The organism is Streptococcus mitis (assembly GCF_000722765.2).
GTDB lineage: Bacteria > Bacillota > Bacilli > Lactobacillales > Streptococcaceae > Streptococcus > Streptococcus mitis_AQ.
Map to the genome: position 1 here is coordinate 254,027 of NZ_CP028415.1, position 15,544 is coordinate 269,570.

General features: G+C 40.3%; 13 protein-coding genes and 1 pseudogene. All 14 read left to right on the plus strand.

The window, feature by feature from the left end; genetic code table 11:
* The first annotated feature begins 363 nt into the window (after positions 1–363).
* The 14 genes and pseudogenes from fusA (at position 364) to SK637_RS01395 (ending at position 15,456) form a co-directional block, all read left to right on the plus strand.
* Positions 364–2,445 carry an elongation factor G gene (gene fusA / locus SK637_RS01330; protein WP_000090357.1) on the plus strand — a complete coding sequence of 694 codons (2,082 nt, stop codon included), beginning with the start codon at positions 364–366 and terminating at the stop codon, positions 2,443–2,445.
* Positions 2,446–2,548: 103 nt separating this feature from the next.
* Entirely contained in the window at positions 2,549–6,940 is a 4,392-nt protein-coding gene (locus SK637_RS01335) for a PolC-type DNA polymerase III (RefSeq protein ID WP_033688078.1), read from the plus strand.
* 101 nt (positions 6,941–7,041) lie between these two features.
* Complete coding sequence (locus tag SK637_RS01340) at positions 7,042–7,305, plus strand: type II toxin-antitoxin system RelB/DinJ family antitoxin (protein WP_033688079.1); 264 nt, start codon at positions 7,042–7,044, stop codon at positions 7,303–7,305.
* Positions 7,298–7,576: a type II toxin-antitoxin system YafQ family toxin gene (locus SK637_RS01345; protein WP_033688080.1), complete on the plus strand. Its 279-nt coding sequence runs from the start codon at positions 7,298–7,300 to the stop codon at positions 7,574–7,576. The genes SK637_RS01340 and SK637_RS01345 overlap by 8 nt, the downstream gene beginning before the upstream one ends.
* 20 nt (positions 7,577–7,596) lie before the next feature.
* Positions 7,597–7,749: a hypothetical protein gene (locus SK637_RS09830; protein WP_000776626.1), complete on the plus strand. Its 153-nt coding sequence runs from the start codon at positions 7,597–7,599 to the stop codon at positions 7,747–7,749.
* Positions 7,750–7,770: 21 nt separating this feature from the next.
* Positions 7,771–9,012, plus strand: a complete 1,242-nt coding sequence (locus SK637_RS01355) for an aminopeptidase (RefSeq protein WP_033688081.1) — start codon at positions 7,771–7,773, stop codon at positions 9,010–9,012.
* Between the two features lie 9 nt (positions 9,013–9,021).
* Positions 9,022–9,252: a GlsB/YeaQ/YmgE family stress response membrane protein gene (locus SK637_RS01360; protein ID WP_000901572.1), complete on the plus strand. Its 231-nt coding sequence runs from the start codon at positions 9,022–9,024 to the stop codon at positions 9,250–9,252.
* Positions 9,253–9,272: 20 nt separating this feature from the next.
* A complete protein-coding gene (locus SK637_RS10030; protein WP_237397637.1) occupies positions 9,273–9,431 on the plus strand; it encodes a hypothetical protein in 159 nt (52 codons plus the stop codon).
* 88 nt (positions 9,432–9,519) lie between these two features.
* Entirely contained in the window at positions 9,520–10,242 is a 723-nt protein-coding gene (locus SK637_RS01370; RefSeq protein WP_033688082.1) for a pseudouridine synthase, read from the plus strand.
* A gap of 110 nt (positions 10,243–10,352) precedes the next feature.
* Positions 10,353–11,684 (plus strand): aminopeptidase C, encoded by a 1,332-nt coding sequence (gene pepC / locus SK637_RS01375; RefSeq protein ID WP_033688083.1) that lies wholly within the window; start codon positions 10,353–10,355, stop codon positions 11,682–11,684.
* 141 nt (positions 11,685–11,825) lie between these two features.
* Positions 11,826–13,137 (plus strand): annotated as a pseudogene (locus SK637_RS01380) (ISL3 family transposase).
* A gap of 261 nt (positions 13,138–13,398) precedes the next feature.
* Positions 13,399–13,977, plus strand: coding sequence for a DUF4230 domain-containing protein (locus tag SK637_RS01385; RefSeq protein ID WP_050489865.1), 579 nt, complete (start codon positions 13,399–13,401; stop codon positions 13,975–13,977).
* Between the two features lie 166 nt (positions 13,978–14,143).
* Entirely contained in the window at positions 14,144–14,389 is a 246-nt protein-coding gene (locus tag SK637_RS01390) for a hypothetical protein (RefSeq protein WP_004238875.1), read from the plus strand.
* Positions 14,390–14,763: 374 nt separating this feature from the next.
* Positions 14,764–15,456, plus strand: a complete 693-nt coding sequence (locus tag SK637_RS01395) for a leucine-rich repeat domain-containing protein (RefSeq protein WP_080702881.1) — start codon at positions 14,764–14,766, stop codon at positions 15,454–15,456.
* The last annotated feature ends 88 nt before the right edge of the window (positions 15,457–15,544 follow it).

The window sequence follows — 15,544 nt, forward strand, 5'->3', positions numbered from 1 at the left end:
GAGAAAATAGGGAATCGAAGCAGGTTGCGATTGCAACCAATGAGATTCATCTTTTTCTCCAGACTTTTAGCTTGAGCTCAACTAGGTCATGATGCTAGGAACGGTAAGGATGCAAGATGAAAATAGGAAACTGACGCAGTATTCGACGAATACAAGGAAGTTTATCTTTTTCACACAGCATCCCGTTCCGGCTCAAATCGGCTAATTAACTTTAGCCCGAGTTCAACTCACCTTACCATCTCGTAAGTTGAAACCAACAATAGCATGAAAACATTGAGAACGGGTAGGTCCTGCCTATCCGTTTTTATTAAAATCGTGTTATAATAGAATAGAAATCAAAAATAAATAGGAGAAACAAACCTCATGGCACGCGAATTTTCACTTGAAAAAACTCGTAATATCGGTATCATGGCTCACGTCGATGCTGGTAAAACAACAACTACTGAGCGTATTCTTTACTACACTGGTAAAATCCACAAAATCGGTGAAACTCACGAAGGTGCGTCACAAATGGACTGGATGGAGCAAGAGCAAGAACGTGGTATCACTATCACATCTGCTGCGACAACAGCTCAATGGAACAACCACCGCGTAAACATCATCGACACACCAGGACACGTGGACTTCACTATCGAAGTACAACGTTCTCTTCGTGTATTGGACGGTGCGGTTACCGTTCTTGACTCACAATCAGGTGTGGAGCCTCAAACTGAAACAGTTTGGCGTCAAGCAACTGAGTATGGAGTTCCACGTATCGTATTTGCCAACAAAATGGACAAAATTGGTGCTGACTTCCTTTACTCTGTAAGTACACTTCACGATCGTCTTCAAGCAAATGCACACCCAATCCAATTGCCAATCGGTTCTGAAGATGACTTCCGTGGTATCATCGACTTGATCAAGATGAAAGCTGAAATCTATACTAACGACCTTGGTACAGATATCCTTGAAGAAGATATTCCAGCTGAATACCTTGACCAAGCACAAGAATACCGTGAAAAATTGGTTGAAGCAGTTGCTGAAACTGACGAAGAATTGATGATGAAATACCTCGAAGGTGAAGAAATCACTAACGAAGAATTGAAAGCTGGTATTCGTAAAGCGACTATCAACGTTGAATTCTTCCCAGTATTGTGTGGTTCTGCCTTCAAGAACAAAGGTGTTCAATTGATGCTTGATGCGGTTATCGACTACCTTCCAAGCCCACTTGACATCCCAGCAATCAAGGGTATTAACCCAGATACAGACGAAGAAGAAACTCGTCCAGCATCTGACGAAGAGCCATTTGCAGCTCTTGCCTTCAAGATCATGACTGACCCATTTGTAGGTCGTTTGACATTCTTCCGTGTTTACTCTGGTGTTCTTCAATCAGGTTCATACGTATTGAACACTTCTAAAGGTAAACGTGAGCGTATCGGACGTATCCTTCAAATGCACGCCAACAGCCGTCAAGAAATTGACACTGTTTACTCAGGTGATATCGCTGCTGCCGTTGGTTTGAAAGATACTACAACTGGTGACTCATTGACAGATGAAAAAGCTAAAATCATCCTTGAGTCAATCAACGTTCCAGAACCAGTTATCCAATTGATGGTTGAGCCTAAATCTAAGGCTGACCAAGACAAGATGGGTATCGCCCTTCAAAAATTGGCTGAAGAAGATCCAACATTCCGCGTTGAAACAAACGTTGAAACTGGTGAAACAGTTATCTCAGGTATGGGTGAGCTTCACCTTGACGTCCTTGTTGACCGTATGCGTCGTGAGTTCAAAGTTGAAGCGAACGTAGGTGCTCCTCAAGTATCTTACCGTGAAACATTCCGCGCTTCTACTCAAGCACGTGGATTCTTCAAACGTCAGTCTGGTGGTAAAGGTCAATTCGGTGATGTATGGATTGAATTTACTCCAAACGAAGAAGGTAAAGGATTCGAATTCGAAAACGCAATCGTCGGTGGTGTGGTTCCTCGTGAATTTATCCCAGCGGTTGAAAAAGGTTTGGTAGAATCTATGGCTAACGGTGTTCTTGCAGGTTACCCAATGGTTGACGTTAAAGCTAAGCTTTACGATGGTTCATACCACGATGTCGACTCATCTGAAACTGCCTTCAAGATCGCGGCTTCACTTGCCCTTAAAGAAGCTGCTAAATCAGCACAACCAGCTATCCTTGAGCCAATGATGCTTGTAACAATCACTGTTCCAGAAGAAAACCTTGGTGATGTTATGGGTCACGTAACTGCTCGTCGTGGACGTGTAGATGGTATGGAAGCACATGGTAACAGCCAAATCGTTCGTGCTTATGTTCCGCTTGCTGAAATGTTCGGTTACGCAACAGTTCTTCGTTCTGCATCTCAAGGACGTGGTACATTCATGATGGTATTTGACCACTACGAAGATGTACCTAAGTCAGTACAAGAAGAAATCATTAAGAAAAACAAAGGTGAAGACTAATCTGTCCTCGCTCTAGAAGGAAGTCACTTAGTGGCTTCCTTTTGTCTTTAGAAAATACCTCTAAGTATGGTAAAATAGTAGGAGAATAATGTGAGGAAAATGAATGTCAAATAGTTTTGAAATTTTGATGAATCAACTGGGGATGCCTGCTGAAATGAGGCAGTCTCCTGCTTTATCACAGGCCGATATTGAGCGAGTTGTGGTTCATAAAATTAGTAAGGTATGGGAGTTTCATTTCGTATTTTCTAATATTTTACCGATTGAAATCTTTTTAGAATTAAAGAAAGGTTTGAGCGAGGAATTTTCTAAGACAGGTAATAAAGCAATTTTTGAAATCAAGGCTCTGTCTCAAGAATTTTCAAACCAACTCTTGCAGGCCTATTATAGAGAGGCTTTTTCTGAAGGGCCATGTGCTAGTCAAGGTTTTAAGTCCCTTTATCAAAATCTGCAAGTTCGTGCTGAGGGGAACCAACTCTTTATTGAAGGCTCTGAGGCAATTGATAAGGAACATTTTAAGAAGAATCATCTTCCTAATTTAGCCAAACAACTTGAAAAGTTTGGTTTTCCAACTTTTAATTGTCAAATAGAGAAAAATGATGTGCTGACCCAAGAGCAGGAAGAGGCCTTCCATGCTGAAAATGAGCAGATTGTTCAAGCTGCTAATGAGGAAGCGCTCCGTGCTATGGAACAACTAGAACAGATGGCACCTCCTCCAGCGGAAGAGAAACCAGCCTTTGATTTTCAAACGAAAAAAGTTGCAGCTAAACCCAAGCTAGATAAGGCAGAGATTACTCCTATGATCGAAGTGACGACGGAGGAAAATCGTTTGGTCTTTGAAGGGGTTGTTTTTGATGTGGAGCAAAAAGTGACCAGAACTGGTCGCGTTTTGATCAATTTTAAAATGACGGATTACACTTCCAGTTTTTCTATGCAAAAGTGGGTTAAGAATGAAGAAGAAGCTCAGAAATTTGATCTAATCAAGAAAAATTCTTGGCTCCGAGTTCGTGGGAATGTGGAGATGAATAACTTCACACGCGATTTGACTATGAACGTGCAAGACGTGCAGGAAGTTGTTCACTATGAGCGTAAGGATTTGATGCCAGAAGGTGAGCGTCGAGTTGAGTTTCATGCTCATACTAACATGTCGACTATGGATGCTTTGCCAGAGGTAGAAGAAATCGTTGCGACAGCTGCTAAGTGGGGACACAAGGCGGTTGCCATCACGGACCATGGAAATGTTCAATCCTTCCCACACGGCTATAAGGCTGCTAAGAAAGCAGGAATTCAGCTGATCTATGGTATGGAAGCTAATATCGTGGAGGACCGTGTCCCTATCGTCTATAATGAAGTGGGGATGGACTTGTCCGAAGCAACCTATGTGGTCTTTGACGTGGAAACGACGGGTCTATCAGCCATCTATAATGACTTGATTCAGGTTGCGGCTTCTAAGATGTACAAGGGGAATGTTATTGCCGAATTTGATGAATTTATCAATCCTGGGCATCCCTTATCAACTTTTACTACTGAGTTGACTGGAATTACAGATGACCATGTCAAAAATGCCAAGCCACTAGAACAAGTTTTGCAAGAATTCCAAGAATTCTGCAAGGATACGGTCTTAGTTGCCCACAATGCTACCTTTGACGTTGGATTTATGAATGCCAACTATGAGCGTCATGGTCTTCCAAGGATTAGTCAGCCAGTTATTGATACACTTGAGTTTGCTAGAAATCTCTATCCTGAGTATAAACGTCATGGTTTGGGGCCTTTGACCAAGCGTTTTGGTGTGGCTTTGGAACATCACCACATGGCTAACTACGATGCGGAAGCTACAGGTCGCCTGCTTTTCATCTTTATCAAAGAGGTAGCAGAAAAACATGGTGTGACCGATTTAGCTAGACTCAACATTGATTTGATTAGCCCAGATTCTTATAAAAAAGCTCGGATTAAACATGCAACCATTTATGTCAAGAATCAAGTAGGGTTAAAAAATATCTTTAAGCTGGTTTCCTTGTCTAATACCAAGTACTTTGAAGGAGTGCCACGGATTCCAAGAACGGTTCTAGATGCTCATCGGGAAGGTTTGATTTTAGGTTCAGCTTGCTCTGAAGGTGAAGTTTTTGATGCAGTCGTTTCCCAGGGCGTGGATGCGGCGGTTGAGGTGGCCAAGTATTATGACTTTATCGAGGTCATGCCCCCAGCTATCTATGCTCCCTTGATTGCCAAGGAGCAGGTCAAGGATATGGAGGAACTCCAGACCATTATCAAGAGTTTGATAGAAGTTGGAGACCGTCTTGGTAAACCCGTTCTGGCTACCGGAAATGTTCACTATATCGAACCGGAAGAAGAGATTTACCGTGAAATTATCGTCCGTAGTTTGGGACAGGGGGCGATGATTAACCGAACTATTGGTCATGGCGAACATGCCCAACCCGCTCCTCTTCCAAAAGCTCATTTTAGAACGACTAATGAAATGTTGGATGAATTTGCCTTCTTGGGAGAGGAATTAGCTCGCAAATTGGTTATTGAAAATACCAATGCCTTGGCAGATATCTTTGAACCTGTTGAGGTAGTTAAGGGTGACTTGTATACGCCTTTCATCGACAAGGCGGAAGAAACGGTCGCTGAATTGACCTATAAGAAGGCCTTTGAGATTTATGGAAATCCGCTGCCAGATATCGTTGATTTGCGGATTGAAAAAGAACTAACCTCTATTCTGGGGAATGGATTTGCTGTGATTTATCTGGCTTCCCAGATGCTGGTGCAACGTTCCAATGAACGGGGTTACTTGGTTGGTTCTCGTGGGTCTGTCGGATCTAGTTTCGTTGCGACCATGATTGGGATTACAGAGGTCAATCCTCTCTCTCCTCACTATGTCTGTGGTCAGTGTCAGTACAGTGAGTTTATCACAGATGGTTCGTACGGTTCAGGATTTGATATGCCCAATAAGGACTGTCCTAAATGTGGTCACAAACTCAGCAAAAACGGACAGGATATTCCTTTCGAGACCTTCCTTGGTTTTGATGGGGATAAGGTTCCTGATATTGACTTGAACTTCTCGGGAGAAGACCAGCCTAGCGCTCACTTGGATGTGCGTGATATCTTTGGTGAGGAATATGCCTTCCGCGCAGGAACGGTTGGTACGGTGGCTGCTAAAACTGCTTATGGATTTGTCAAAGGATACGAGAGGGACTATGGCAAGTTCTATCGTGATGCAGAGGTGGAGCGACTAGCTCAAGGTGCGGCTGGTGTCAAGCGGACAACAGGACAACACCCGGGAGGAATCGTTGTTATTCCTAACTACATGGATGTTTACGACTTTACGCCTGTTCAGTATCCAGCAGATGACGTGACGGCTGAATGGCAGACGACTCACTTTAACTTCCACGATATCGATGAGAACGTCCTCAAACTCGATGTGCTGGGACATGATGATCCGACCATGATTCGGAAACTGCAGGACTTGTCTGGGATTGACCCTAATGAAATTCCTATGGATGATGAAGGTGTCATGGCCCTCTTTTCTGGGACGGATGTGCTTGGGGTGACGCCTGAGCAAATAGGAACGCCGACGGGTATGCTGGGGATTCCAGAGTTTGGAACCAACTTTGTACGTGGGATGGTGGACGAGACGCACCCAACGACTTTTGCGGAGTTGCTTCAGTTGTCAGGGTTGTCCCACGGTACCGACGTTTGGCTGGGCAATGCACAAGATTTGATTAAACAAGGAATAGCGGACCTATCAACTGTTATCGGTTGTCGGGACGACATCATGGTTTACCTTATGCATGCTGGTCTCGAACCTAAGATGGCCTTTACCATCATGGAACGGGTACGTAAGGGCTTGTGGCTCAAGATTTCCGAAGAGGAGAGAAATGGATATATCGAAGCTATGAAGGCCAATAAGGTGCCAGAGTGGTATATCGAGTCCTGTGGGAAAATTAAGTACATGTTCCCTAAAGCCCATGCGGCAGCCTACGTTATGATGGCCTTGCGTGTAGCTTACTTCAAGGTTCACCATCCTATTTATTACTACTGTGCTTACTTCTCCATTCGTGCTAAGGCTTTTGATATCAAGACTATGGGGGCGGGCTTGGATGCCATCAAACGCAGAATGGAAGAAATCTCTGAAAAACGGAAGAACAATGAAGCCTCTAATGTGGAAATTGATCTCTATACAACTCTTGAGATTGTCAATGAGATGTGGGAGCGTGGTTTCAAGTTTGGAAAACTCGATCTCTACCGTAGTCAGGCTACTGAATTCCTCATCGATGGAGACACCCTCATTCCGCCATTTGTAGCAATGGATGGTCTGGGAGAAAACGTTGCCAAGCAGCTGGTGCGAGCGCGCCAAGAGGGAGAATTCCTCTCTAAAACAGAACTACGCAAGCGTGGTGGACTCTCATCAACCTTGGTTGAAAAGATGGATGAGATGGGGATTCTGGGCAATATGCCAGAGGATAACCAGTTGAGTTTGTTTGATGAGTTGTTTTAAAAAATTGTTTAATCATCTATCCAAAGAGGCTAATGTATATCCAATAGATTTACATTGGCTTTCTTTTTTGTTAAAATAGTCTATAGAAAGAGGGTGAGAGTATGTCAAAGACGAGTATGAGCATCCGTCTGGATAGTGAGGTTAAGGAGCAGGCCCAACAGGTGTTTAGTAATCTGGGAATGGATATGACAACAGCTATTAATATTTTCCTTCGTCAGGCTATTCAATATCAGGGATTACCTTTTGATGTTAGACTAGACGGGAATCGGAAGTTGCTTGAGGTATTAACGGATTTAGACCAAAATCGTAATATGAGCCAATCCTTTGAATCAGTCTCTGACTTGATGGAGGATTTGCGTGCTTAAGATTCGTTATCATAAACAGTTTAAAAAAGATTTTAAGTTGGCTATGAAGCGTGGTTTGAAGGCAGAATTATTAGAAGAAGTTTTAAATTTTCTTGTTCAAGAAAAAGAACTTCCTGCTAGATATCGTGATCATCAATTGACGGCATCCAAACATTTTCAAGGAGTTCGTGAATGCCATATCCAGCCAGATTGGCTTTTGGTTTATAAAGTAGACAAGTCGGAATTGATTTTAAATTTGCTGAGGACAGGCAGTCATAGTGATTTGTTTTAATAAATTTTAAGGGGGTTCTCATGAAACTAAGAATATTCGCGGAAGATAAGCCGGCTGAGAAGGTATTTGAATACCAATTAGAACTTGCTGATCAAACAATTCTTCTATCAACAGCACTCTTGTCAGGTGCTATTGCTTTAGCAGGATTATTCTCTGCTTTGAAAGAAAAATAAAAATAGAAAAGAGAAAATTACATGGTTTTACCAAATTTTAAAGAAAATCTAGAAAAATATGCGAAATTATTGGTTGCGAACGGAATCAACGTGCAACCTGGTCACACTTTGGCTCTCTCTATCGATGTGGAGCAACGTGAGTTGGCTCACTTAATTGTCAAAGAAGCTTATGCCTTGGGTGCGCATGAGGTGATTGTTCAGTGGACAGATGATGTCATTAACCGTGAGAAATTCCTCCATGCGCCGATGGAGCGTTTGGACAATGTGCCTGAATACAAGATTGCTGAGATGAACTATCTCTTGGAGAACAAGGCTAGCCGTCTAGGAGTTCGTTCATCTGATCCAGGTGCCTTGAACGGAGTGGATGCGGACAAGCTTTCAGCTTCTGCGAAAGCTATGGGACTCGCTATGAAGCCAATGCGTATCGCAACTCAATCCAACAAGGTTAGCTGGACTGTGGCAGCCGCTGCTGGACTTGAGTGGGCTAAGAAAGTCTTTCCAAATGCTGCGAGCGACGAAGAAGCAGTCGATTTCCTTTGGGACCAAATCTTCAAAACTTGCCGAGTCTACGAAGCAGATCCTGTTAAGGCTTGGGAAGAGCATGCAGCTATCTTGAAGAGCAAGGCCGATATGCTTAATAAAGAGCAATTTTCAGCCCTTCACTATACAGCGCCAGGGACCGATTTGATACTGGGTTTGCCGAAGGACCACGTTTGGGAATCAGCTGGTGCTATCAATGCACAGGGCGAAGGATTCTTGCCAAATATGCCTACAGAGGAAGTTTTCACAGCGCCTGATTTCCGTCGCGCAGATGGTTATGTCACTTCTACAAAACCGCTTAGTTATAACGGAAACATTATTGAAGGTATTAAGGTGACCTTTAAGGATGGACAAATCGTGGATATTTCAGCTGAGAAGGGTGATCAGGTCATGAAAGACCTTGTCTTTGAAAATGCGGGTGCGCGTGCCTTAGGTGAATGTGCCTTGGTACCAGATCCAAGCCCAATTTCTCAGTCAGGCATTACCTTCTTTAATACTCTTTTCGATGAGAATGCATCAAACCACTTGGCTATCGGTGCAGCCTATGCAACTAGCGTTGTTGGTGGAGCGGAGATGAGCGAAGAGGAGCTTGAAGCTGCGGGGCTTAACCGTTCAGATGTTCACGTAGACTTTATGATTGGTTCTAACCAAATGGATATCGATGGTATCCGTGAGGATGGGACACATGTACCACTCTTCCGTAACGGAGATTGGGCAAATTAAGGAGATAATATGTTAGGAAGTATGTTCGTTGGTCTCCTAGTGGGATTTTTAGCAGGTACTCTGACCAATCGTGGAGAACGCATGGGATGTTTTGGAAAAATGTTTCTCGGCTGGATTGGTGCCTTTATAGGCCACTTGCTTTTTGGGACTTGGGGACCGATAATAGCAGGAACTGCCATTATTCCGGCAGTACTAGGTTCCATGATTGTCTTAGCGATTTTCTGGAGACGAGGAAGTTAATTTCTTAAATCTGATACTCAATGAAAATCAAAGAGCAAACTAGGAGACTAGCCACAGGTTGCTCAAAGCACTGTTTTGAGGTTGCAGATAGAACTGACGAAGTCAGCTCAAAACACTGTTTTGAGGTTGCAGATAGAACTGACGAAGTCAGTAACATCTATACGGCAAGACGACGTTGACACGGTTTGAAGAGATTTTTGAAGAGTATGAAACGAAAAGGAGGTTGGTCATTGTACCAGCCTCCTTTTGATATGATATAATAGTTCTATGAGATTAGATAAATTTTTAGTTACCTGCGCTGTAGGGAGTCGGACAGAGGTCAAAAACATGCTCAAGGCTGGGCGCGTGACGGTAAATGGTAAAAAAGAAAAGTCAGCAAAATTGCAGATTGATGAAGAAATAGATGAGATTCGCTTTGATGGGCAAGTGTTGGAGTATGAAGAGTTTGTCTACTACATGATGAACAAGCCCCAAGGAGTTATCTCAGCGACTGAGGATCCTAAGCACAGAACCGTTCTGGACTTGTTGGATGATATTGCTCGGAGCAAGGAAGTTTTCCCAGTAGGACGCTTGGATATTGATACACATGGTCTTCTACTCTTGACCAATGATGGCCAGCTTGCCCATGCTCTTCTTTCGCCCAAGCGTCATGTGGACAAGACTTATCTGGCTCAGGTCAAGGGAATGATGACCCAAGAAGATGTGGAGACATTTGCCAAGGGAATTCCTCTTAAGGATTTTACCTGTCAGCCCGCTAGACTGGAGCTTGTGTCCATAGATACAGAAAAAAATCAAAGCCAAATCCGTGTGACCATTGCAGAAGGGAAGTTTCATCAGGTCAAGCGTATGGTGGGCTACTGTGGCAAGGAAGTAGTAGACTTGCAACGTTTGACTATGGGAACGCTAGTATTGGATGAGAACTTGCAGAGAGGAGAATGGCGTCGCTTGACCAAGGAAGAATTAGAAGATCTCCGTGCAAGTATTGCTTAGTTTGGTTTATATTCGAAAAGGTGAGGAAGAATGTCCTTGCCTTTTATGTTTTTCAGTTGCTTCCTTTGTGAAAAGAGTTATAATAGACTGTAGAATAAAAGGAGGAATCTATGAACGCGATTCAAGAATCATTTACTGATAAACTATTTGCCAACTATGAAGCAAATGTTAAATACCAAGCGATTGAAAATGCTGCTAGCCACAACGGGATTTTTGCAGCTCTAGAACGCCGTCAAAGCCATGTAGACAATACACCTGTTTTCTCATTGGATTTGACCAAGGACAAGGTAACTAACCAGAAAGCATCTGGTCGTTGCTGGATGTTTGCAGCTCTTAACACCTTCCGTCACAAGCTCATTTCACAATATAAATTGGAAAATTTTGAGTTGTCACAGGCCCACACCTTCTTCTGGGACAAGTATGAGAAATCAAACTGGTTCTTGGAGCAAGTGATTGCGACTGCAGTTCAAGATCTAACTAGCCGTAAGGTTAAATTCCTACTTCAAACTCCCCAACAAGATGGCGGTCAATGGGATATGGTCGTTTCTCTCTTTGAGAAATACGGTGTCGTGCCTAAGTCAGTTTACCCTGAGTCTGTTTCATCTAGTAGCAGCCGTGAGCTAAATGCAATCCTTAACAAATTGCTTCGCCAAGATGCTCAAATCTTGCGTGACTTGCTTGCTTCTGGCGCAGACCAAGCGACTGTTCAAGCTAAGAAAGAAGACCTCTTGCAAGAAATTTTTAACTTCCTTGCTATGTCATTGGGGCTTCCACCACGAAAATTTGACTTTGCTTATCGCGATAAAGACAACAACTACCAAAGCGAAAAGAGCATTACACCACAAGAGTTTTACAAGAAATATGTCAATCTTCCTCTAGAAGACTACGTTTCTGTTATCAATGCTCCAACTGCTGATAAACCTTATGGCCAATCTTATACAGTTGAGATGTTGGGAAATGTGGTTGGTAGCCGTGCGGTTCGTTACATCAATGTACCGATGGAACGCTTGAAAGAATTAGCGATTGCCCAAATGCAAGCAGGTGAGACTGTTTGGTTTGGATCAGATGTCGGTCAACTCAGCAATCGTAAAGCTGGGATCCTTGCGACAGATGTTTATGACTTTGAATCAAGCATGGACATTAAACTCACTCAAGACAAGGCTGGACGTTTGGATTACAGTGAGAGCTTGATGACCCACGCCATGGTCTTGACAGGTGTGGATTTGGATGAAAATGGCAAGTCAACCAAGTGGAAGGTTGAAAACTCATGGGGAGACAAGGTTGGTACAGATGGTTACTTTGTTGCTTCAGATGCTTGGATGGACGAATACACTTATCAAATTGTTGTTCGTAAGGAATTACTAACAGCAGAAGAACTAGCTGCCTATGAAGCAGAACCAATCGTCCTTGCACCATGGGATCCAATGGGTGCCTTGGCATAATAAATGAGATATAAAAAGAACGGTTCTATAATTTTTAGGGTTGATGGAAATTTTCCACCAACCCTATTTTAGTGTATACAAAAAGGCCAACATCCATTATATTAAAGGCGCTGAAACCTAAAACAAAAGAATGATGACCATATGAACAATATACTAGAAGCTACACTACAAATCAAAGATAAAAACATTATTTGGGATAATAATGTTCAAGAGAAGATATTAAAAAATAGAAAATCTTTATTTTATTCAGCTACATATACGCATAAACCAGAATTTTGTGCCGTTTGTGGGTGCGTTAGCCAAAATAACAATATAGTTAAAAACGGGACGAAAACTTCTCGTATCACTCTCTGTTCTGTTTCAGGCCTTCCAGCCTACTTAAATCTACGAAATCAGAGATTTCTCTGTAGAGAATGTGGTTCTTCATTTACTGCAGATACTAGCCGAATTGTAGAAAAATACTGTCATATCTCGAAACGATTAAAAAATGAAATTAAGACAAAAATAAGTGAAACAGTATCTGAAACATATATTGCCAAAGAAACAAATGTTTCAATTCATACCGTTAGACGTATCATATATGATACAGCACGATTATTAACGATTAAACCATTACATGATTTACCTGAGCATTTGTGTTTTGATGAATTTAAATCTGTTAAATCTTCCGATTGCAATATGAGCTTCATTATTTTTGATAGCACTACACACAAGTTGGTCGATGTTGTACGAGATAGAAAATCTTACAGTTTGAAACAATATTTTTATCGTTTTGAGCCTAAGACTAGATTAAAGGTGAAAACTATCTCCATCGATATGTACTTGCCATACATTCAATTAATAAAAGAAATGTTTCCTAACGCAAAAATTATCATTGATCCTTTTCACATTGTACAAGCCTTGAATAGAGAATTAAATAGAACTCGGGTACGTATCATGAATCAGCATCGTTATAAAAATCCTAAATTATATCGAAAGTTAAAATACTATTGGAAGTTAATTTTAAAGAACTCTAATGAACTTCAGAACTATAAATATAATCGTTATAAGCTTTTTGAAAGCTTCATAACAAGTAAAGGAATCGTAGATTATATCTTAGAAAAAAATCCATCTCTTAAAAATGATTATGAGGTTGTATATTCACTTCGTGAATGTATACAGGATAGAGATTATATAGAATTCAAGGAAACGATTGAAGCAGCTACGCAATTAGACCTATCTCCTGGTTTAAAAAGAGTTTTAAAGACTCTTATGACTTACTTGCCATATATTCAAAATACTTGTGAGTATCCAACTAGAACAAATGGCCCTATTGAAGGAATAAACAATAAAAGCGCTTAAAAGAAATGCCTACGGCTTTAGAAACTATTACCATTTTAGAAATAGGATTATTTTAATAACAAAAATGTTTGGCCCAAAACAAAAAGGAATTAAGCAACAATTAGTTGTTTAATCCCTTCCTAAATTTCTTCATCAACACTATTTGACAAAGAGCCCTTTTTTAGTGCTCAAAATAGCACTCAATTTTAAATGGATTTGGTGTTCAAAAAATATAATCAAATGCAACAAACTAATTTCATTTTTAATAGGCACAATTAATTTTAGAAGATAGTACGAAAAAATATTGACTATTTTCTTTAGAAAGTGTAAAATTTAGATAGATTATTTAAAATGAGGTTTTTTTATCTTGTCTATATTAAAGAAGAAAGTTAATATGTTTAGTGTACTATTGAATGTGGTATTAATAGCTATTATAGCTATTGGAGTGCTATTTTTCTTACCTAAGGAACATAAATCAGAAGTCAAATCGTCAATTAATATCGAAAGTATTGAAAAAGTGAATGAAGTTGTATTTTTGAATGCGGGAATTAATGAAATTATTTCTGAAACAAAAACAACTCAAGTTTTTGGGTTTGATGTGCCGTTCTCTAAAAAAGCAGCATTAGTAATTTTAAATTATAAAGCTAAATTTGGAATTAAAAGTAGTGTAAAGGTTGAACAAATAAGCGAAAAAGAATATAAGGTTATTGTTCCAAAATTGGAAGTAATTGGTGTTGAACTTTCAAAAGATAATCCTTATGATTTATATGATAGTCATGGAGAGTTATTAAGTGGAACTACAGAAGATATTGATACTGGGAAATTGGTCTCTAACCAACTTTCTAGTGATAGACAAGCAGAGTATTTAGATAAATTTAAGAGTGAAATTAAAGAATCTGCAATCAATTATTATAAAACAATATTTTCTTCAATGGATTCTGAAGTAAAAGTAACTATAGAATTTACAGAATAATTTTTGAAATACAAACCCCTGGCCATCTCTGGTCAGGGTTTTGTGTGGTTCTATAATTTTTAGGGTTGATGGAAATTTTCCACCAACCCTATTTTAGTGTATACAAAAAGGCCAACATCCATTATATTAAAAGCGCTGAAACCTAAAACAAAAGAATGATGACCATATGAACAATATACTAGAAGCTACACTACAAATCAAAGATGCACACAATGAAGGTGTTACATTCCATTTCTTAGAGAATATTAAAGAAGTATTGCGTGATGAGAGTGGGAAAGTAACTGGTGTAAAGGTTATTACAATGGAACTTGGTGAATCAGATGAAAGTGGAAGAAGATCAACGCATGAAGTGGCAGGTAGTGAACATATTATTCCATGTGACCTTGTCGTTGCAGCAATTGAACAAAAGTAGACTTTAGTGTTCTAGATGAAAGGTAAAAATTTGACTTTCGGTCAACATCAGAATACAATAGAAATGAACTAATAACAGGGGATGCATATTTAGGTCCTCAATCTATCGCAACCGCAATTAAAGGCGGGTGAGAAGTTGCGACAGAAGTACATGAGTCGTTTAAAGAAAACACATAAATAACTTGTGGTGCCTTTCGTTTTTTTACTGGTGGGAAAATTAAGGAACTATAGTTATAAATCCTTGAAGATATTAATATATTAACATGCGTATATTTATGGGAAGATTAAATAGAAATATTTGATATTAGCAAGAATATCTACATCCTATAACAATACAAGTATTAATATATTCATAAAATATTAGGAGGAGAAATAATGAACAAGAAACTATTATCAGGCTTATGTGCAGCAGTACTCTTATCAGGTTTAGTAGGATGCGGACCTAAGGAGTCAAAACAAAATACCACAACAAGTACTTCTACAATAGAAACAAAAAATAACACAACAAATAACTCTGAAGTAACAGAGAAGAACTTCAAAGACTTCCCAGAGACAGATGAAAAGTACTTCACATATGATGAATGGCAAGAAGGTTATGTCATCTATAGTTGTACTTCTGACGATAAGGTTGTTCGTGTACCAAAGGAAATTAAAGGTAAACCTGTTATCGCAATTGGAGAACGTGGTCTTGCGAACTTGAAACATTGTGAGGCAATCGTTTTACCAGATACAGTACGATATATTGGAAAAGGTGCGTTTGCGATTGACAATAAGTTAAAGTATGTCCACTTTGGTAAGTCAATAGAAACAGTAGAAGATGATGTTTTCAACTCTGACAGTTCATTAGAATCAGTTGTATTCCCAGAAGGAACAAAGAGTATTGGAATATTAGTATTCTGGGGGACATCATCAATTAAATCTATTACAATTCCAGCAAGTGTAACAGAAATTACAGAATACTTCTATTTTGTGGATAACTGTAACCCAGATGTAGAAATCCATACACCTAAGGGATCAAAGGCAGAAGAAGTAGCTAAAGCAATGCAACTTAAAGTAGTAAATGACTAAAGGGGAATAGTATGAACAAGAAATTACTATCAGGCTTAGGGACTGACCCCAAAAAGTGAGAATTTAATAAAAACACCCTAGGGCTACC